The sequence below is a fragment of the Cryomorphaceae bacterium 1068 genome (assembly GCA_027214385.1).
In the GTDB taxonomy this organism is placed as follows: Bacteria; Bacteroidota; Bacteroidia; order Flavobacteriales_D; family Cryomorphaceae; genus JAKVAV01.
The window spans coordinates 137,804-158,418 of the sequence record JAPVXR010000006.1; the positions used below are offsets into that span (position 1 = coordinate 137,804).

Genomic DNA, 20,615 nt, shown 5'->3' on the forward strand with positions numbered 1-20,615 from the left:
TTTTTTTAGTCAAAATCAAGATCGTTTTAGTCAAAACCAACCCGTTTTTGCTCAAGCACGAGCCTGTTTTGTGTGAAAAATGGGTGATTTTGGTCAAAATTGACCCGAAATAAGAACCAAAAACAGCCGTTTTGGGGTCAAATAAGGGGGGAGATCTCCCTTCTTTGACGGTACCATTCAATACCGTTTCAAAAAAGTTTGATTTTTTTTCTCCACCGTCCCAGGTTAAATCGGCTTTTTGAAAAGGGGGAGTATTTGCCTAAAAAACCCTGGGCAACGAATGGCTATTTAACCTGAGCCTTTCCCGAAAGCCGCTTGTTTCCCTTTTTGCCGAAAGGCCCTTTACACGATCTCAACTCAGGTTAAAATCAGCGCTTCATTTTAACCTAAGTCGGAGTCATGTAAATCAATAATCCGCAACACCCTGACTGACTGCAACTTGTGTAACCATCTGAAAATCCATCCCGTTTCATTAAGCAACTTGCAGCGGCAACGAAGCCAATGCTCAAAAACCATATTGTTATGGCAATTATCAAAGCAGGTGTTGCGAGCCTAAGCACAAAATCGCTGGTATTATTTACACGGAAGTTGATTAACCGCATGACGGGAAACACCAACTTCCCGACACCGACACCGGACCTCGCAGACATTCAAACCAAACTGGATGAATTCGTGGTCTTGGCAACCGAAGCAGAAGATGGAACGAAGCGAGACCGCGTAGCGCGGGATACCGTGGGAAAAGAACTGAAAGAGATGTTGCGCGTCTTGGCCAATTATGTGGCTATGGTGGCAGCAGGTGATGAGAACATCATTCTCTCTTCAGGATTTGATGTACGGAATGAAGCGGAGCCTGCTCCTCCCCTCACCATTCCCGCGGCACTCAAGGCACTACGCTCATCGCATAGCGGTGTGGTAGAACTGGACTGGGATCCTGTACCCAATGCCTTGACGTACCGAATCATGATGACGACCAGTGATCCCAATTTGGTGGAAGCCGAATGGACCACGGGAGCCCTCACCTCGAAGAGTAAAGCGGAAATCAACAACCTTACTGCTGGCCAGTACTACTGGTTCAAAGTGCAAGCTGTCGGTCGCTCGGGCATGAGTGGGTATAGCGACCCCGCCACGGTTATGGCCGCGTAAATGAATGCAGTCCCCCTTTGACCAGGGCTATGGTTAGTAAAGAAACCCCTGATTTGCGAACAGCGAATTGGGGGTTTTTGGGATTTTATGATTTAAATTAATCCGAACAATTGAACTAAACCCAAATTGGACTCGGACACGTGTCCCCCGCTGGCGGGGGTGGCGCAGCTTGACGAAGGAGAGATGTGACGGAGGTGGGAAATCGATTCCCTTATCATTCTGGATTTTTTCCTCCCTCGTCTTCTCCTCCGCAAGCTCCGTCGAATCCACTCCCTCCGAAGGGAGACACACAATCGCGTACGATTTATACTTCTTTAATTAGCTTAATTATAACCATTGAACTAGAACCCAAAATAGACTAGTACACGTGTCCCCCGCTGGCGGGGGTGGCATTCTGCGACAAAGGAGAAGAATGACGGGGGTGGGAAGTGAATTCAGAAGGCGAAGTCTGCCCTCCCCCGCCTCGTACCTCGGCACCCCCTCCAAAGGGAGATAGCATCGCGTACATTTTTAAGCCTTGATTTAGTTCATTAGTCCACTTTTTACCAAACCAAAAAATAGACTAGTACACGTGTCCCCCGCTGGCGGGGGTGGCATTCTGCGACAAAGGAGAAGAATGACGGGGGTGGGAAATCGACTCCCTACTCCCGAAACTTATTCTCTTTCGTCCGCGCGTTGTGCATCCCTCGAATGAAGAACTTCACTCCATCTTCTGCCTTTTGCTTGGAAGAATACCCATGGCTAAAGCAAATCCTGGCCTCGGTTGAATCCAAGAGGTAAAACCGCCACTCACCGTTTTTAAAATCGTAGCGGTAGCTATTGAAGTTGCGGTAGCGCTTGAGTTTTTTAATGCAGCGATCTGCCGTTTCTACATCGGGAAATTTTTTCCACTCCAAAAGAGTTTTCCCTTTACTCTTTATAAAATTCACCTCTACCCCCTCCTCCAAATGGTTGATAATGAAATGCGGTTCCATAGTACTGTAGTTTTGGTTAATGGCTAACCAACCTACTTCATGATGCGATGGAATGGCGACGCTCGTCTGTGGTCGTGCAGGGCTGTGCCCTGAGAAATCGATCAATGCGAGGTGAGTTGGTTATTGCCTGATGAAGATAGGAAAAAATGTTTTTTCCCGATGGAATGAAGAATGGCTTTTTGACTTCTGCGATCGCATGAATCTATACTCGCCCTGAATCCACTTTCTAATTAAGCCTATCTTATTTTAAACCGAAACTTAGTACCTTGGAAGCAACCAATTTATACACCACTAAACCAATAAAAATGGGATACTACAAAACAATTGACGGAAAGAAGTACGACGGCGAACTGATTGAACTAGCTGAAAAACTAACTGCCGGAAGCGGCGATGGCCGCATTTCACAAGCTGATGCCGAGAAGCTTTACGACGCTGTAAAAGACGGAGATACGTACACCGACATCGAAAAAGACACCGTAGCCTATCTGCGCGATAACTTTAAGTGGACCGACGCTGCCGATGAATGGTTTCGCGGTGAGGTGCGAAAGTGGGCTGCTACCAAGTAAGACCGTGCACCAAACATGGATTGTGAGCTAGGGTATTTTGTTCAGAGCATCTACCTGATCTTAAAAACCATGGAGTTAATTTTTCGCGATGCCTGATCGCCGGGGCATTTGGCGCGAATATTTTCGAAGTAATATATATCACCGGGTTTTGCATTTCGAATCAACCTTCTGCTGTTTTCGTTGTAGCGGGCACCCTGATTTATGGACTCTATCGGGTCTTGTCTCTTAGCCACGTATACCAAGGTAAAACCCGAGACGCCACAAACTGCGTCAAAATCGAAATGGTCGAGAAAAGCACCCACGCCTCCTTGCGCTTTAAACTCGCCGCTTCCCATAGATCCGCCGCTCTTATTGCTCAAGCGTGCGATGGGATCGGGAGTGCGCTTAACCCTGAAGGTTTGAGAAGCTTGTACAGGGCCTGAGACGCTGACGGTCGCTATGCCGGGTGTCGAAGCATTCACCCTGTAATTGGCACCCCCCGCATGGGCAATTGTGATTCCACCGCTCCCCGTCACCGATAGCAGCGAAGGATCAACACCACCCGTGTTTACAACAATGGGGTTGTCAACTCCAATGTAAAATACATTCATTTTAGCCGCAGAAATGGAGGCAAAGGGCGCAAAAGCCGGTGCAGGCGAAGTGAGTGAGTCTCCGGTATTGTCAGGTGGAGTTGGAGAAACCGGTCGATCGACGTAAACGGTGTCAACCACGTAGACTGTATCGACTTGTCCGGCCGTTTCAGAACTGCTTGTTTCGGGCTGGTTTTTGTTGCAGGCGGTGGCCGCCATTAGGCATACCGTACCCAATAGCAGGTTTAAGGAGGAAGTTTGGCTCATGTCTTTGATTTAAATTCTCCGTACGGCAAATCAAAAGTGTGACTGAAGGACAGAAACAATGCCTTACGAGGTGGTTTTTGGTTGTTTGGTTTAGAACTTTTTAATGGTTGTTGAGAACATATCTCGCCCTACAAGTTAAGGTATATTTACTTACTACCGTCGTGTTCTCCAATGCACACGCAGTAAACGCGCAACTTCCCAAAAAACTGAGCAGGTTCCCCAAACAATCAATCGCCCCTCAGCCCGTTAAAGAAAAAACCAAAATTAAAACCTGATCCCGTGTAACTTTTTTCTACACTTATGGGTCATATCTTTGGGCTATTGCCAATCATTGATGAAACAAAAACCACAACCAATCCTATGAGACTCCTCTTTCTACTGCTGATTCAGCTCGGTTTTTCCATTACGGTATTTTCTCAATCGCAAATCAAGCTGGAAGGAAAGGTACTGGATGGCGTAAGCAAAAAGCCGCTTTCATTTGCCTACGTTACGCTAAACGGGGTAGCATTGGGTACCGTGACCAATGGTGAAGGGACCTTTAAATTGAACATCCCTCAAGTGCACAGCGACAAGAGCATTGTATTCTCTTACCTCGGTTACGAGCGTCAGATCATTGCCATCGATGCCTTAAAAAAGATGAGCCCACTGGTGGTAAGCTTGGAAAAAGATGTGACCCTGATTGAGGAGGTGGTCATTAAGCCCGACAAAAGCATATCGGCGAAGCAGTTGCTTAAAAAGGTGATAAAGAACATCGAGGAAAACTATTCGCAAGAACCCGTCATATTGGAGGGTTATTATAGAGAAACAGTTGCCGAAAATGGTGCATTTATTTCCTATGCAGATGCTGCCGCAGAAATACACTACGCACCCTATCAGGAGAAATCATACAAGTGGAGTGACTACCGAATGGAAGCGCAAAGCTCCATCTCTTCTTTGAGCAACTCCAATATGTACAACGGAAAGAGCTTGCACCGAGCGCATTTTCACTTTCAGACCGTAAAGGACGATCAGGCAAAAGTGATTGATTCGCGATCGAGTAAAAACCTCACCACTACCGATATGTTTGCCAATGTGCAATGCGGGCCGATGGGGGTTTTTAGTAAAGATTATTTAAAGTATAAGGCCGCATTTTTTAGCGACAAGAAGTTCAAGAAATTCAATTACGAATTGGGAGAAGTCCTAATTGACGGAGTGGGATACGTCTATGTATTGTCTTTCAGAACGGCACTAACCAAAGAATTGATGGAGGAGCTGGAGGCAAAAAACAGTTATAAGCCTTATGCCAAGGCGCATCGAAATAAGGTATTGCAAGGGAAGATTTACATCGACAAAGAGAGTTTTGCCGTCCTGAAATTTGAGAGTTCTGTACCGGATGAATTCAAGGAGTACTTCTGCAGTTACACCACGATGAACTACAAGCACTTTGACTACAAGCTGAACATTGAATACCAAAAAATCGGCGATAAGTATTACCTGAAAAGCCTTCGGCACGAGGACGAGTTTATCCTAAACGATACCATTACCAATAACATCACTCCCTACTATGCAGTGAGTCAGTTTTGGGTAGATGAAGTGAAGACCGAAGAGGTGAAGCCGTTTGACATGACTGAGGTATTTGCCAACCTTACCACCAATCAACTCTTTGACCTTCCGCTGGAATACCATGAAGACTTCTGGAAAGACTACACGGCGAAATACCCGATAGCCATTATTCCCGATAGCATCAGAAAAGATATGGAGGGCAAGACGCCCTTGGAAAAGCAATTTGCCGATAAGCACAAGCGAAACGATAGCCTCCCCGCCCCCATTGCCAAAAAGATTCCGACAGAAACGAAGATTCATAAAACTACCTTAACCGATGACTATGCCTGGTTAAAGCAACCAAAGGATCCCCTCCGTAACCCCGACATCAAGGAATACCTGGTGGCGGAGAATGAGTACATGGACAATTACTTCATTCCGCTCAGGAAAAGCCAGCGAGAGCTGTTTGCGGAGCTCACCGCCCGACTGGATAAAGAGGATGAATCCATCCCCGCTGAAAAGGATGGCTATTGGTACCAAACCAAATGGACGGAAGACGATGAATACCCCATTTACCTGCGCCGAAAAGAGGGGCGCGAAGAATGGGATACCCTGATGAATGTCAATGTGATGGCGAAAGATTACGACTACTACTCAGCGGGAGGAATTACGGTAAGTCCGAATACCAAATTGATGTCGTACTACGAGAATACCACGGGTAGCGATAAGGTGATGGTTAAGTTCAAGAACCTTGAAACGGGGCTTCCTATCAAGGACTCCCTGACGGATGTATCAGGTATCCTTTGGCTCAATGACCACCAATTGCTCTACACCATGCAGGAGCCCAAAACCAACCGCACCTACCGCCTGAAGCTCCACGAATTGAATACGCCTCAGAATGGCGACTCTTTGCTCTACGAGGAAGGAGATTACCGATTTCAGATCTCGATCTCGAAATCTAAATCGAAGGATTACATCTACATGAGCGCAGGCAGCAGCAATACGAGTGAAGTACACTTCATGAATGTAGAGGCCGTAGAGGAAGGGTTTCACCTGATGGCTCCGCGAGAGGGAACCCACGAGTATATGGTGACGGATTACGCCCACGAATTTTACATTATTAGCAATAAAGACAACCCGAATTTTGAAGTCTTCAAGTGTGATGAAAGTGCTTACAACAAAAGCGATTGGAAGAGCTTCCTGCAACCCAAGAAAGGAACGCGTTTAACCGAATTTGCCATCTTCGATGACTTCCTCGTGCTCGGAGAAACGGAAAACATGGAAAACCGCTTGAAAGTCATTGAGAAGGAAAGCGGCAAATCCCGCTACCTGAAAATCAAGGAAGACCTCCATATGGTTTCGCTCGGTTACAACCCGAAGTTTGATACGGACACCCTGCAGTACTCCATTTCTTCCATGAAAATGCCTGGAGAAGCATGGAATTACAACATGCGAACGGACGAGAAGCGATTGGTTAAGAAGCAAGAAGTCAAATACCACTACAGCGGAAGATGGATCAAGAACAAGAGGGTCTGGGCCGAGGCGCGCGATGGTACGAAGATTCCGATTACTCTGCTCTACAGAAATTGGGATGTAAACAAGAAGAACAGCTACAAGCGCATGTACATGACTTCTTACGGGAGTTATGGAGCGGGCAGTGAATCGGGATTTAATAGTTCCATCTATAGCTTGATCAACCGTGGTTTTGTTTATGCCATCGCTCACGTGAGAGGCGGAGGAGAACTGGGACAAGCCTGGCACGACGGTGGCAAGATGATGAACAAAAAAAACACCTTTACCGACTTTATAGATTGCGCCGAGTTTTTGATTGAAGAGGGTTATGCCCGAAAAGGAAATATCGTGGCACAAGGTGGAAGTGCCGGTGGCTTACTAATGGGAAGCGTAGTGAATATGCGCCCTGACCTTTTCAAGTTCGTTATTCTGGATGTTCCCTTTGTAGATGTGATCAACACCATGCTGGACGACAAGCTTCCGCTTACCACCATTGAGTACGAGGAATGGGGAAACCCCAATGACAAAAAGGCTTTTGAATACATGTTGAGCTATAGCCCTTACGATAACGTGTCGGCTCAAGACTATCCGCATATGCTCTTTACCACGGGCGTAAACGATACCAGAGTGGGCTATTGGGAGCCGGCAAAAATGGTAGCTAAATTACGTGACGTGAAAACGGACGACAATCTACTGCTCCTGAAAACGAACTTGAGTGCCGGTCACGGTGGTGGCTCAGGCAGATACGATCGGTACAAAGACATGGCTTATGAATTTGCCGTGATCTTCGACATTTTCTCTAGCGATATACTCGAAGAAGCGGCAGAAAAGGCCGCCGCCGAAAAAGCAGACGCAAAGAAATAGACGAGATCCTGTCATCCGCCTTCGGCACAAGGATTCGGAGAGAAACGAACAGAAAACAAGCAAGAGCAATTAGTACCCCGTATTCAGTGCTTAATGGCAAGCATACTGCAAACTGATCACTGAAAACTGATCACTGAAAACTGACCACTGATAACTGAAAACTGAACTCTGAATACGCTACCGCATCAAAATCCTCGTCTGCGACTCTTTGGCACTTTGCCCTTCCTGCTCGCTGTCATCAAAAAACTTTCTGAATGTTCTCATGATGACCAAAAAGGATCCAAAGCCCATAAAAAGAAAGGCTTGGAATAAGGTATAAATCTTTAATTCTTGAGTCCAAGGTTCGGTATATAATCTGAACGCCGTCGTTCCAAAAAGGTATAGGAGCAATAAAGTCATGAAGGTGTTAATTCCCGTTCTCTTGATGTTGATATTTTCCCTTCTGAACTCGGGAAGATAAATCTCCAAAAGAAACTTCGCTACCACGCCAATTAGCACTACAACGGTGGATATCATCCAACTCTGCCAATTTTCCATACTGTTGGTATTTAGTTAGTAAGACAAACTCACTACCGTAAAGTTCAGCAGATACGAGGTAAGATCCACCTGTGTTTCTTCATGTTGTGAACACCACAATACCTCTCAACCTCTGAAGGACCCGTGGTGATTGACATTCAGGCCTATTTTCGAAGGGGCCTTCAGGGCAATCCTTGATGTAATGATAACATTGGCTTTTTGTGTTCGGCGTACACTTAAAAGGACTGTAAATCAGCGCAAAAAGGAGTCAAGACAGGCACGAAAAAAGCCATCGCTGAAGCGTTGGCTTTTTACTTTAGAAGTTCACTCCGCCAGTTGGATGGATCCATTGAATACATACGATCCTTTTTGAGAAAACAATGGTGGCCGTTACGAGATAATCAAGCCAACGGCCACCGTACTATAGAAGCTAGACCTTACACTCTTTACGCTACGCCTGAGCCCTTATTGCCGCCAAAAAGTTTGCCGAATTGCGGCAGGCTGACCTTGCCCGACAATTGGCTAACAGCACCTGAGAAACTTGCGATGACACCGATAGCTCCCGCCAATGCGTTGAACATATTTGGCATCAACTCATAGATAAACAGCAGCATGGCAAGGATTAGCAAAAGCAGCGCCAGACGGATCTGACCCCAGCTTCCGTTCTTTTTAGAAAAGCGCTCGATGTTCATGATTTCCGTGGTGGAAACTCCGTTTTTCACAAAGAGGTTGAAACTGCGGTGAAACAACTCCATGCGATAGTTATTTCGGTTGTAGCTCAGGATACCTTTTCGTTTCAACTTCATCAGCATAAAGCTGTCACGGGCATTCATTAGTCCGTCTTCGGCCAGATCGTAAACGATAAATCGCTCTTTGACCGAAAGGGAATGCCATACGCTGAAGTAGATGGGCGAGTAATAACTCTTGTTGAGGTAATCATCGTAGGCATCGTCAAAGCCTATCTGCCCGTTGATGGCGGCACTATCACCAAAGCGTTCCTTCTCTAGCGGTAGCAAGAATTCGCGGTAGCTCCTAAACCACTCCTTGAGGTAGAGCATAACCTCACGAGACGATGCAGCGGCTTGAGCTCCGGTATTCATCTCGTACCATTTTTCCTCTATTTGAGTGATGGTTAGATCAGAAAGAATCACGCTACCCTTATTATAGAGAACTGTTTCTTCCATATATCGTGTAAGCTTTCTCAAGCGATTGAGGTATTCGTCAGTTACATCTTCGGGAAACCAGAAGCGGATGACGATGGCTTTGGCATTTACCAATTCAGGTGGAATATGGACTATGTCGTATTCCTCATCGAGGAAGGAAGTATTTCTACCAAAATCGATAAATCCCAAATCAGCACGAGTTAGTTGGAGGGATTTTAGAATGGTAGTTCGGCGCGACCTGGGAATACCCACCAGAAATAGGCGCATTGGCAAATTGGTTTCTAATTTATGGGCCTGGTATTTTTCCAAGCTGTCGATTACGCTATAGGCGCGCACTCTACCGCCTTGTAACTCGGGGGAGATATTGAATACGATACGGTTTAAGAAAAGGCGCACCAAGGCATAAAGTAAGAGTAGGCTGAAAATGAAAAACAGCGTGTTTCGACCAAATGTACCTGAACCGGCTTCATTGCTTTCCGCCGTATGGGATTTCTCAGGCCTTTTTTCACTTTTACCCGAAAGGCTATCAGCCGGGTTCGGGTCAGGTGCGAACTCTTTCTTCTTTTTACAATATCCATGTCCTTTTGCGGAAACATAGAGCGGATCATACGAATAGCGATTTGCAAAGAGCGAGAAAATGGGCTGGAAATAATGAGCGTATTCATAGGTCTTAACCTTTTGGCTAATGTCTGTACCGAAATAAAGCTCATCGGTCATAAAGGTCTCCCATTCTTCGTCGAGATGAAGTTGGTTAATTTTGGTCGTGATGCTATTGTACTCTCCGTACAGCTGCAAGAGATCAGCATTTTCATCTTCGAGTTGTTGGTTAATTTGATTTCCCGAAAGGGCCTGAAACGAGTTGGCAACAATTTCTTCGCACTTATCAGATATGAGGAAAAATGGGAAGACCAGAATGGCGAGAATCCAAGCATACATGCTGAAGATGTATACGTTTTTCACCGTTTTGCTCTGCAAGATAAATTTGAGCTTGTGAAAGAGGCTGCTCCTTTTGAGGGCAAAAGGTTTTCCTTTGGACTTCAGCATTTGTTTGTGTACCAACAATCCAAGCGAAATGGCGATCAACGTGTAAGCTGTCAGAATAATTTTGTCAGGTGCACCGCCGGGAATGCCACCCGGTAAAAACAGAATGGCACTGAAAAGGATTATAAACGTGGTAAAAAAGTAGCCCCTCCGTCGGAATAGTCCTTTTGGGGAATCGTTGTAAGAAAGTAAGAGTGGCCTCAACAATCCAAAGAGCAAGACTTGAACGACACCATACCTGATGAGGGCGCTCAGCCCGTATCGGTATAAGAATACACCGATAATCACTCCCAGCAAAGAGATGATGCTGAGAAAAAGATAGGTCAACCCATCCTGACGCTCGGGAAAGATAGTGTCGTAAAAATTGGATTGACGAAAAAACCTGGATTCCTTTTGATTGATGGAAAAGAGTGATTGAAGAATCAGCAACAGAAAGGAAGCCATCAGGATTCCAAAGCTAGCCAGCGCTGAGAGCAGTGAGGTAAGACCTGTATGCCACTCTACTAAATCGTGATTGGCAAAGGTGATGAGAAAGAAGGCAGGGTCTTTTCCTCTTTGAGTGACAATACCATCAATGGGGGTAACCTGCCCTATGAATTTATCGCGGCCAAAATCAAAATGACCCTGCAGTGGCTTACCGTATGTGATGGATTGGTCAATGAATTCCATCCCGACGAGATCGGTCCTGAGGTTTTTGAAGTTGTTCTTGGCCTTTTTGGAGCTAAAGAGCACATTCATATCCCGATCGATCAAGGCATAACCAAAACCCTCGGGCGGTATGCTCCACATCAGCGATTTGAGGTCTACACTAATACCGTTTATTTTATCTCCCTTCGGATAGGAAATAACTGCCTCCTTTTGAGCGCGGGAATAAGAGAAAACCGATTCGAGGTATAACTCTTGGAAATCATGATTGGGATGCACAAGAAGATAGGCGTCACTGCTTTTAACCTTCTTGATGTAATCGCGACCTGAGAGGTTGACGTATTTTCGAAAAAACTTCCCAATATCACTTACGGTATCCCAATTGCAACCAAACTCGTCGTAGGGAAGAATGATGCGCTCTATGGTGCCATCGGTGGTTTCGAAAAATTCATGAAAAAGGATGTCATCGCTATTTTTCCAATACCCCATGGAATCGAAATCGAAGTCTTTAGTATGCGTTACGAGCGAATCAATCTCATTGACAAAATTCCCCTTCATCCGATTGCCATAGTGTTCGATGTCATGCTCCAACTGATGCTCCACCTCGCTGTAATGGTGAACGGTAAAGAATATGAGTGAACCAAGAAAAACCACAAAAAGCAAGGAGAGTGCTGAGAGGAGAACATCCCGATCGCGCAATCGTTCCCATTCGTTAATCACGAAAACCTTGATCAAGGGTACTGCCCCGATGAGCGTAAAGGTGAGCAGCAAAACCAAGATCAAAACGAAATAGTCAATCTCCCGCAGGTATTCGTTGTAATCATCTTTACTGATAAATCCTGATAAGTAAAGACTTTTATCACCCAATTGAATGTATCTCCGAAACTCAACGTAGGGCTTGGAGTTAACTTGCGTTTCAAATATATTGACTCCGAAGCGGGTGGCTATTGAATCGCTCTTGTCACCATCAAACTTTCGCATTGGGTTAATGACTCTAGGGTCGCTGCTGTAAAACACATCTTCTGAATCAGCCGAATGAAGAACTAAGCATTGGAAAATCTCATTTTCCATGACATCGCTCAAAAGAGTGTCTAAAGTTACTCTGGCGGTAAATTTCTCATTGGTGAGCACATCTTCTGCTTCGACCTGAGTGCGGCTTGGTTGGACAGAGCCATATGGAGTTTGATATAAATAATTCTTCGTATAGTCGCTGCTCTCACCCCCCATTATCAAGAAAGCTTCTTTTTGCATTCTCATTAGGTTCCTTAAATCCTTTTCAATCGCCACTCGTTGAAGGGAATCTTTGTTTGCTTTCTCCCTTAGTTGATCGCGGAGTGCATTGGTCAGCGAGTCGTTCCTTACTTCGTGAATGTGTTTGAGCTCCAAGTATGCCGGCTCCCCATCACGACTGTGGTGAAAAGTTATATCCGGTTTTAACTCTTCCCATTCTCCCGTGTAGATAGGTAAGGGTTTGATATGATTGGAAATGATGGTTTTTTGAGCATCAAGCCACCATAGCCTGATGTCGCAACTATCTCCTCCCGGATTTATAATTGTATCAAAATTGAATCGATTGATATTGACTGAAACGTCCTGAGAAGGATAGTCGGCCATGTATGAAAGCTGGGTATTGGCATCGACCCGCTGCCCCATAAAAGACTTTAAAAAATCTTGTTTATTTGAAATCCCTTCATCTATGCTGGCTAGGGTTCTTACTCCTTTATTAATTAGGATATCCTCCTTGTGCGGAATGTAATACTGAGAATAGTAAAGATAACTCCCAACCACTAAGGCTAAGATGACGTAAATTACCATTGCGGGCGTAGATACCTTCTTCATTTCGATCGATTTAATTCAATTCTTATACTGGCAAATCCAGGTTAAACGAGTTCTTAACCCGCCTCCATCAATAGGTCGACGTAGGCATCTAAGGTGTGTGCTTTCTCAGAAGATTCATTGGCGTTCTTAATCGTGACGAGCCCACTCGACACCAGTCTTTCTATATTTCCTCGGTCAGCATTAGACATATCAGAATCGTATGGCGGCTTTTGGCCAGGCGGCAATTTGGGGTAATCGACACGCTTGAAATTCTTGCGATCATTCTCTGTACTTAGCGAATCGAAAAGCAATGCTACCTGGTGATTGACCATATCCAGGCCTCCGTCCATCATGATCTCGGGAGTCTTCTTGGCCCAGTCCAGCATTCCCCATTTGTGTGCATCAGAGGTAAATCCTAATTCGGGCCGCCCACCACCTGTTCCCAGCGATAGCAGGAGCATATTCTTGGCCGTGGGAAATTTCTTGTTGGGATCATCCTTGTCTTGCCAATCGGGGAAACGAGTTTTCCGCCCTTCTGCGTAGGCACACATAGAAGGATTGTTGGCAAAAACGCCTCCATCTACATTCACCATTTTGTCCTTTCTCGCACCACCAATCGAGAATATATGAGCGGGGTCAAAATAGGTTGGTGCAGCAGAGGTGGAGCGAAGAACATCTTTTACCAAAAAATCTCCTGCACCCTCGTCATCCTCTCTACTGTTAAAAAACAGAGCGTCGCGGTAGGTGAGATTGTAAGACGTGATGATGCAGGGCTTCAGCAATTCACTTAATTTCAAAGAGCCCAATTTCTCATCAAAGAGTTTCTCCAGATTTTTCGCTCCAAACTTTGACGCCTTGAATAGCCTCTTGAACATAGATTTTCGCTTGATGGATTTATTGAAGATCGTTTCGCCGTGTTTCACGTAGAAATCAAGGGCATCTTGTGCGGTGTACTTAGGTCTGCCATTCTCATCCGGCACCAAAAGGAGTGCACCGAGAATAGCTCCCGTACTTGTTCCGACAATCATATCGACATAGTCTGCCAGCCTGGCATCAGGACCCTTGACAGCTTGAATTCTCTGCTCCATATAAACGAGAACTTGTGCGGGTATCACTCCTCTGATTCCTCCACCATCGATGGAAAGAATCCTTACTTTATTTCGCGTTTCCATATTTTTATTTTAAATTTTTCCATGATTCAAATTCAACTCCGTTGGGTCTTTGCAGAGACATCAGTGATCTCATCTCCGTCATGCGGCCGTCTACATATTTGTGATTCACGCCTGAATACCAACCCTTCTTCAGCAGTCCTTTCAGCTTTTTGCGCTTGGCTATATTGTTTTCGATGATATGAAATACCACTTCCACATGGTTGTGCTCTTTCACGTGTTTATCAAATACTTCGGTCATCGCCTTCTTCTTGCGGACCAACTCTCCGGCCAGATCGCCTTCGCTTAACGAAAGGATCGGTGGGGGCCCGTAATGATCTGAAAAGAGAATAGAGGGATGGGCAACCCCATGTACCTTAATGAGCTTAGGATACTTCTTCCGATACGTCTCTCGCCAGCTTTTATAAGACAAGCGTGTTCTTTTCTTTCCCGTAAGTTGGTAGTTGAGAAGCCCCATGGCTTTTTGGTAGCGGTCAAATTGATCTTCGGGAACGAAAAACGGCGATCGAATGGGAAGACCTTGCTCCTTGGCTACCTTGAGGTATACCTCAAAGTAATCTTCAAACCACGATAAGGTATTGTTGTGGCAAGTGAGGTGCCTGATCTCGGTAATTCCTTTTAGGGCTTCTATTTGAGCATGAAGCTCTCGGTAAAGGCTATCGAGCTCGCGCGTCTTTTCTGCTTTGCTCGCTCTTCGCACCTTGTTGTATGGTTTGAAAACTTTTCCATTTACAAAATTCTTGGTGACTTGTGTCAATGGACTGCCCGAACAGGTGGTGAGGTGGCAACCTATCTCCAGGTTCACTCCTCCTCTCTTGGCAGCGGCTTTCAGCCGCTCTATTTTCTTACTCAATCCGAATCCATTCGGAAAAACAGCCACACTATTGATTTTTCCTGCCTCGGCGGCTTGGATCACCGCATTATCGATTTGGTCATAAACGCCAAAATCGTCAGCTGTAAAGATGACTTTCATAGTATAAAGGGTATTTTGAAATGAAAAATGGAAGCTTGAACTCAAGAAGAATGAAATCCACCTGAAAAGATGAATACGTCTAAAAAACTTGAATTAACGGCTTGACAAATGCTCGCCTAAATGTTCTGGGCGAAGGGTATTTGTTCAGGTTTGGAAGGTCATAGTTAAAGGGAGGTTAGGTTAAAAATCAATTGGTTGAGGTCACAATGTAATTATTATTCGACAAAGGGCTACAGGAAATTTCCTGACCGAAAGGGGGGTAAAACCCTGTAAGAATTCAGGAAATTCCCTGAATTTAATCAAGAGGTCGGGGCCATTCAGAAAAAATGTATTACTTCGGATGAAACTTTTAAACCTTAAACTATGCCGAATACAAATCCTCATAGTATTGCCTACAGTGATGCGAAACAAATGATCGATGAATACCGTCGTTACCCACGTCCTATAGTTGGTTCAGAAGACAGCCAGGGACAATTGATTCAATTGGATGAGCTGAGTTTTTCGAAGTCGGCACTTCAAGTTTTTGTTGGAGTTCCATGTGATTCGATTCGTATCTTTTTTGCTGTCGATGCCACGGGGAGAGATAGCAGCGGTAATTTAACTTTCCCCCAAGATCCGGCTAAGCAGACTTATACCGCGATTATAGCCGGGGTTAAAGATGGAGCGATTGTTCACAGTACGGCATTGGATAAATTGATTAAGGGACCGCCTCACCCGATTGTAAATCCTTAACTACCGAAAGACTCTAAAAATGAATTGAAAGGGCAAATGGTTGAAGTCATTTGCCCGCTCATTTTTTTACTCCCGGAATTAGCACAGAATGACCGCCGAAGATTTTTTGAACACCTTCGTCCGCTATGGGTACGGCCCTTATTTCCTCATCCTGATGAGCGGATTCCTATTTGGCATCATTCGTTGGAATCAACTATCAAAAGCAGGAATAGGCGTATGGTCTATTGTAGCCATTAGCTTTCTCATAGAGTCAGTGGGATCTTACCTTTTGATCGATACCGTTCCATCCAACAATCCTTCATTTCACCTTATCAATTGTTTGCACTTTGTAGCCTACGGATGGACATTTTCAAAATTTGCAATCAACCCTCTACTTGCCCGAATTTTCCTCTATGGGGGAGTTCTGCTAGCGGCATACTCCGTTGCCAGTACTTTCTTAATTGAAGGAGTATATAACTATCCTACCCGGGCGATTACCGTTTTTAACGGGGCAATGGTTTTGGGAGCGCTATTCATTTTTCGAGATATGCTTAAGCAACCTAGTCCGGTTTCTTTGCCAAGGCAAAGCGTCTTTTGGTTTGCTACCGCTACACTTATCTTCTATTCTTGTACATTCTTCACCTATGCTCTGCTTAGTTATTATGGAGAACACGGCGAATATTTACCAACGTGGGCTAGGTATCTAAACCATGGGATGAACTATTACCTCTACATTTCATATATCATTGCTTTGTGGTTTGATTCCAAAAGAAGCAGTCATTAAATCTTCAAGCAGATAAAGCATGCCGCTAACTCAATGTACAGATGACCACTGAAGATTTTTTAAATTTTTTCGTCTTTAGAGGTTATGCTGTCTACTATTTGATTCTGATCAGTGGTTTTCTTTTTGGTTTAATACAATTCAAGCGCCTTTCACTTGCTGCCAGGGGAGTTTGGATGATTATTACCGTAAGCCTTTTTCTGGAATTGATTGGGAGTTACCTATCCATGGTGATTAGAAACTCTAGTCCGAGTACCCATTTCGTAAATATCTTTCACTTGTTAGCTTACGCATATGCCTTTTCAAAATATGCTACAAACAAAAAGCTGGAGCGCGGTTTTATTATTGCCGGTATACTGTTGGCATGCTTCGCTGTGATCAATCTGGTGTGGATTCAAGGACTCTACCAAAGCCCGACGAAATCTACAATGATGCTGAATGTAGCCGTGGTCTTGGGCTCGCTGATCACCTTTTACACCATGATAAAGAAGCCCAGTCAAACACCTCTGTTGAAGCAAGAATTATTCTGGTTTAATACCGCTACCCTCGTTTTCTATTCGAGTACTTTTTTTCTCTTTTGCCTTGTACGATTATTATCTGAAACGATACTATTCAACAGGAGAGTACATGCCCGCGTGGGCCACAAATCTGGTTATAGGTATGAACTACTATATGTATAGTTCGTATTTCGCGGTGTTATGGATTGATTCAAAACGGGCTACCAAGAACATAGTTGGAAAGCCCTGAAGGAGATTGGAAAGCTCAATAATTTCTAAATCAATAAAAAATCCCCTGCCAATGCATTGGCGGGGGATTTAGAGCTTGGTCTTACAAAAGCTCATGTCTCATAGCCCGGGACAAGGTGTGGTTAGCGAATGAATAGCTTATTCTTTCTGTCTTACTCTGAGACAAAGGTAAAGCCATGTTTCGGATCACTCTACAGGAAAAACCCTATTTTTTTTCAGGAAAATACCCCCCTTTCGGTTGGGGAAATCACCCCATGAGTCTTTTTTTCCAAATGTCAATTTCCTTTGGGTAAGAATAGAGTCACTCCACTCATACTTCTTATCTTCGACCTATCGCAACTGATAATAGGAAGAATGCAAAGCGAAGAGTTTGTACTCATATTCGGAACTTCACTTTTTTTGATTTTAGCAGGATTCATCGTGCTTTTTGCGGTTCAATACAGGAAAGAACAGTTGAAGTTCACTATTGAAAAGCAACGCTTCAAGCAAGAGATTCTACAAGCTGAAGTGGAGATCAGAGAGAAGACTTTAGAAGATGTGGGCAAGGAGCTTCACGATAATCTGGGACAAATCGCCTCTTTAACGCGAATCAACTTGGCAGGAATGCGATCAGGACACAGCAATCCCGAGAAGGTAGATCAATCCATTACCTTAATGGATAAGCTCATCGAGGAAATGCGCAATCTTTCACATCAATTGAATGATGGCGTTCAGATGCGACTCAGCCTTTCTGAACAGATAGAACAGGACGTAAGAAGATTGAATAATTTAGAAGGTCTAGAGGTATGTTTTTCAATGAATGCACCCGCCTTGCACATGTCTGGAGATAAAGCCGTACTGATTTACCGCATTTTTCAAGAAGCACTAAGCAATGTTCTCAAGCATTCTCAGGCAAACGAACTCAGTATACGTGTAGAAGAGGAAGAAAAAAATATTAAATTAACCGTCGAAGACAATGGGATAGGACTCCCTGTAGAGAATTTAAAGCAAGACGGTATTGGTATGAAAAACATGCGATCGAGGGCCGCATTGTTGGGAGCTGAATTTTCAGTATCCAATCGAAATCCCAAGGGAACTGCTTTATCCTTAAAGCTGAACAAAGAAAAATTGAATGAGCAAAATTAGAATTGGCGTTGTAGACGATCACAGGCTTTTCAGAGAAGGTATTGCAAATATGATTGAGGACTGGGAAGGACCTTATGAAGTTATTCTTCAAGCCGACAATGGAGTCGACCTAATGAAAAAACTGGAAGAGAACGAAAGCGACCCACATATCCTCATTATGGATTCAGAAATGCCCTTGATGAATGGAGCTCAAACCACCTTTAAGGTCAAAGATGAATATCCCGAAATTATGATTCTTGCTTTGACGATGCTCGATGGAAGAACGGACTTTATGCGATTGGTTAAAGCGGGAATAGATGGCTTTTTGAATAAAAATACGAGTCCCGAAGAGGTAAGAGAAGCCTTGGACCGACTAATCGATTCAGGCCATTATTTCAAAGGAGGGCAGCTAGATCAAATGCTTCTTCTTCTTCGGACCAACGATAGTCCGTTTAAAGAAGTTCAATCATTGACGGATAAAGAGTTGATGTTCATCCAATATGCCACATCCGAACTAACGTATAAAACAATAGCTGAGAGGATGTCGGTGAGCGAGAAAACCATTGATGGCTACCGTACAAAGGTTTTTGAAAAGCTGGACGTCAAGACGCGTGTAGGTATGGTCATTCGCGCCGTGCAAGAAAAACTGGTGAAGCTTTGATGCCTCAATCTTTTAGCTTCACAACTATCAATTCTAATTTATTGTCGAAATAGTTAAGCAGGATCGATTCCATTTCAATCTCTCCTTTGCATACCAAATACGCCCTTCAAAAAATAAAGTAATAGCTCATACCGAAATTCCAAATCGTCGTTACGGCAATGGCCAATAATTTGGCCATGTAGAAGTTCAGCCCTACTTTTTCGTTAATGAACCAAAGGACGCTGTTATTGATCAGCAAGCCAACGAGTCCAACCCCTATAAAGCTGAGGCACTCCGTGGAGATGTCGGAGTTAACGCTTTCAAAACTCCAAATTCGATTGAGCCAATAATTGGAGGTCGCCGCAGTGATAAACCCAATACTATTGGATACATATTTATTCAAGTGAAGTTTTTCTTTGCAGAGATAGGTAAGCAAGAAATCTACAAATACACCGCTCACACCAACTATACCGAATTTGATGAACTTGCGGATTACTTCTGACATTGCCTTCAGTTTAACTATCCCTATTTTTTTCCAACCTCATACCTCTGTGACTTTCGTCAAAAGATCCTTCATCGTACACCATATGACCGTTCACCCAAGTATTGGTAACTTGTGAGTGAAAGGTGGTTCCTTCCAAAGGAGACCAACCGCATTTGTAGAGAATGTTCTCTTTGCTCACCGTCCACGGTCGATTCATGTCTACCAGGGTAAGGTCGGCGTAGTAGCCCTCTCGAATGAAACCGCGTTTTTTAATGCTGTATAGAATCGCGGGATTGTGGCACATCTTCTCGGCCAAAAGCTCCAATGTGACTTTTCCTTGCTTCACAAACTCGAGCATCGCGACCAAAGCGTGCTGGACCAACGGAGCTCCAGACATGGATTGGAAATATGGCTTATCCTTTTCCTCCCATGCATGTGGGGCATGATCGGTTGTGATAAGATCTATCCTTCCGTCTATCAAGGCTTCGAGCAATCCTTCTCGATTTTCCTTGGACTTGATCGCAGGGTTCCACTTGATCTTCTTGCCCAATCTTTCATAGTCTTCATCAGAAAACCAGAGGTGGTGCACACATACTTCTGTGGTAATACGCTTTTCCTCTAAGGGAATATCGTTGCGAAAAAGATCTGTCTCTTTGGCGGTGCTCAAGTGAAGAATGTGGAGGCGGGTATTGTGCTTTTTGGCAATGTCCAATGCGCGCACCGTACTGGAATAGCAAGCTTCCACACTCCGAATGATCGGGTGAAACTTCACCGGCACATCGTCACCGTATTCCGCGCGGTATTTCTCTTCGTTCTTTTCGATGATCTCTTCTCGCTCTGAATGGATCGTGATGATAGCCGGACAGTTGGCGAAAAGCTTCTCCATAATCTCGGGGCTATCGGCTAGCAGGTTGCCCTTTTTGGTAAAGTACAGTCCATCGTCCGAAACAGCCAGTAATTCCGAAACATCAGTTGCCAGCACCTCATCGAGGTTATCGGCATTGACGCCGAGCCAGAAGCCGTAATTGGCCAATGACTTTCCTTTGGCAATCTCGTATTTCTCTTCGAGCAGCTCCATGTTGAGCACGTTGGGAACGGTATTGGGCATATCAATAAACGAAGTGGTTCCACCTGCTATTGCCGCTTTACTTTCGGTATAGAGATCGGCCTTATGCGTAAGTCCGGGATCGCGAAAATGCACCTGCCCGTCGATCACTCCCGGAAAGAGTACCTTACCTGTAACATCAATCTCTTTGGCGTCTTCCACCTCACCTACCTCACCTACTTTGGCGATCAATTCACCTTCGATAAGGACGTCGGCCTTGATTACTTTTCCTTCGTTTACAATATGGGCGTTGCGGATGATGGTCTTTGACATGTATGTTATTTCAAGTTTCCTCAAAGGTAA

The 20,615-nt window shown here is 44.6% G+C and carries 16 protein-coding genes; 8 read left to right on the forward strand and 8 right to left on the reverse strand.

What is annotated here, in order from left to right; genetic code table 11:
• Positions 1–522 precede the first annotated feature (522 nt).
• Positions 523–1,143: a fibronectin type III domain-containing protein gene (locus tag O3Q51_09800; GenBank protein MCZ4409103.1), complete on the forward strand. Its 621-nt coding sequence runs from the start codon at positions 523–525 to the stop codon at positions 1,141–1,143.
• A 641-nt stretch (positions 1,144–1,784) separates the two neighbouring features.
• On the opposite strand, the gene O3Q51_09805 is transcribed toward O3Q51_09800, so the two are convergent.
• Positions 1,785–2,117 (reverse strand): YegP family protein, encoded by a 333-nt coding sequence (locus tag O3Q51_09805; GenBank protein ID MCZ4409104.1) that lies wholly within the window; start codon positions 2,115–2,117, stop codon positions 1,785–1,787.
• A 305-nt stretch (positions 2,118–2,422) separates the two neighbouring features.
• On the opposite strand from O3Q51_09805, the gene O3Q51_09810 reads away from it, so the two are divergent.
• On the forward strand, positions 2,423–2,683 hold the full coding sequence (locus O3Q51_09810; GenBank protein MCZ4409105.1) for a hypothetical protein: 261 nt from the start codon (positions 2,423–2,425) through the stop codon (positions 2,681–2,683).
• A gap of 50 nt (positions 2,684–2,733) precedes the next feature.
• Here the strand turns inward: O3Q51_09810 and O3Q51_09815 are convergent, their stop codons facing one another.
• Entirely contained in the window at positions 2,734–3,519 is a 786-nt protein-coding gene (locus tag O3Q51_09815) for a GldM family protein (protein MCZ4409106.1), read from the reverse strand.
• Between the two features lie 360 nt (positions 3,520–3,879).
• Here O3Q51_09815 and O3Q51_09820 point away from each other — a divergent pair, with 360 nt between their 5' ends.
• Positions 3,880–7,416, forward strand: a complete 3,537-nt coding sequence (locus O3Q51_09820) for a prolyl oligopeptidase family serine peptidase (GenBank protein ID MCZ4409107.1) — start codon at positions 3,880–3,882, stop codon at positions 7,414–7,416.
• 177 nt (positions 7,417–7,593) lie between these two features.
• Here O3Q51_09820 and O3Q51_09825 read toward each other — a convergent pair whose 3' ends face one another.
• The 4 genes from O3Q51_09825 to O3Q51_09840 all read right to left on the reverse strand — a co-directional run bounded on the left by O3Q51_09825 (position 7,594) and on the right by O3Q51_09840 (position 14,741).
• Complete coding sequence (locus O3Q51_09825; GenBank protein ID MCZ4409108.1) at positions 7,594–7,953, reverse strand: hypothetical protein; 360 nt, start codon at positions 7,951–7,953, stop codon at positions 7,594–7,596.
• A 425-nt stretch (positions 7,954–8,378) separates the two neighbouring features.
• The gene (locus O3Q51_09830; GenBank protein ID MCZ4409109.1) at positions 8,379–12,620 is read right to left on the reverse strand and encodes a hypothetical protein; all 4,242 of its coding nucleotides are present in this window, start codon (positions 12,618–12,620) and stop codon (positions 8,379–8,381) included.
• A gap of 53 nt (positions 12,621–12,673) precedes the next feature.
• Positions 12,674–13,771 carry a patatin-like phospholipase family protein gene (locus O3Q51_09835; GenBank protein MCZ4409110.1) on the reverse strand — a complete coding sequence of 366 codons (1,098 nt, stop codon included), beginning with the start codon at positions 13,769–13,771 and terminating at the stop codon, positions 12,674–12,676.
• Between the two features lie 4 nt (positions 13,772–13,775).
• Positions 13,776–14,741, reverse strand: a complete 966-nt coding sequence (locus O3Q51_09840; protein MCZ4409111.1) for a ChbG/HpnK family deacetylase — start codon at positions 14,739–14,741, stop codon at positions 13,776–13,778.
• Between the two features lie 363 nt (positions 14,742–15,104).
• Here O3Q51_09840 and O3Q51_09845 point away from each other — a divergent pair, with 363 nt between their 5' ends.
• The 5 genes from O3Q51_09845 to O3Q51_09865 all read left to right on the forward strand — a co-directional run bounded on the left by O3Q51_09845 (position 15,105) and on the right by O3Q51_09865 (position 18,744).
• Positions 15,105–15,473, forward strand: coding sequence for a hypothetical protein (locus O3Q51_09845; GenBank protein MCZ4409112.1), 369 nt, complete (start codon positions 15,105–15,107; stop codon positions 15,471–15,473).
• An 88-nt stretch (positions 15,474–15,561) separates the two neighbouring features.
• Positions 15,562–16,236 carry a hypothetical protein gene (locus O3Q51_09850; protein MCZ4409113.1) on the forward strand — a complete coding sequence of 225 codons (675 nt, stop codon included), beginning with the start codon at positions 15,562–15,564 and terminating at the stop codon, positions 16,234–16,236.
• Positions 16,237–16,277: 41 nt separating this feature from the next.
• Positions 16,278–16,913 carry a hypothetical protein gene (locus O3Q51_09855; GenBank protein ID MCZ4409114.1) on the forward strand — a complete coding sequence of 212 codons (636 nt, stop codon included), beginning with the start codon at positions 16,278–16,280 and terminating at the stop codon, positions 16,911–16,913.
• 351 nt (positions 16,914–17,264) lie between these two features.
• Positions 17,265–18,104 (forward strand): sensor histidine kinase, encoded by an 840-nt coding sequence (locus O3Q51_09860; GenBank protein MCZ4409115.1) that lies wholly within the window; start codon positions 17,265–17,267, stop codon positions 18,102–18,104.
• Complete coding sequence (locus O3Q51_09865; GenBank protein ID MCZ4409116.1) at positions 18,091–18,744, forward strand: response regulator transcription factor; 654 nt, start codon at positions 18,091–18,093, stop codon at positions 18,742–18,744. The genes O3Q51_09860 and O3Q51_09865 overlap by 14 nt, the downstream gene beginning before the upstream one ends.
• A 106-nt stretch (positions 18,745–18,850) precedes the next feature.
• Here the strand turns inward: O3Q51_09865 and O3Q51_09870 are convergent, their stop codons facing one another.
• Together O3Q51_09870 and O3Q51_09875 are read right to left on the reverse strand one after the other, a co-directional pair.
• A complete protein-coding gene (locus tag O3Q51_09870) occupies positions 18,851–19,228 on the reverse strand; it encodes a GtrA family protein (GenBank protein ID MCZ4409117.1) in 378 nt (125 codons plus the stop codon).
• 10 nt (positions 19,229–19,238) lie between these two features.
• Positions 19,239–20,585 (reverse strand): dihydroorotase, encoded by a 1,347-nt coding sequence (locus O3Q51_09875; protein ID MCZ4409118.1) that lies wholly within the window; start codon positions 20,583–20,585, stop codon positions 19,239–19,241.
• Positions 20,586–20,615: the final 30 nt, after the last annotated feature.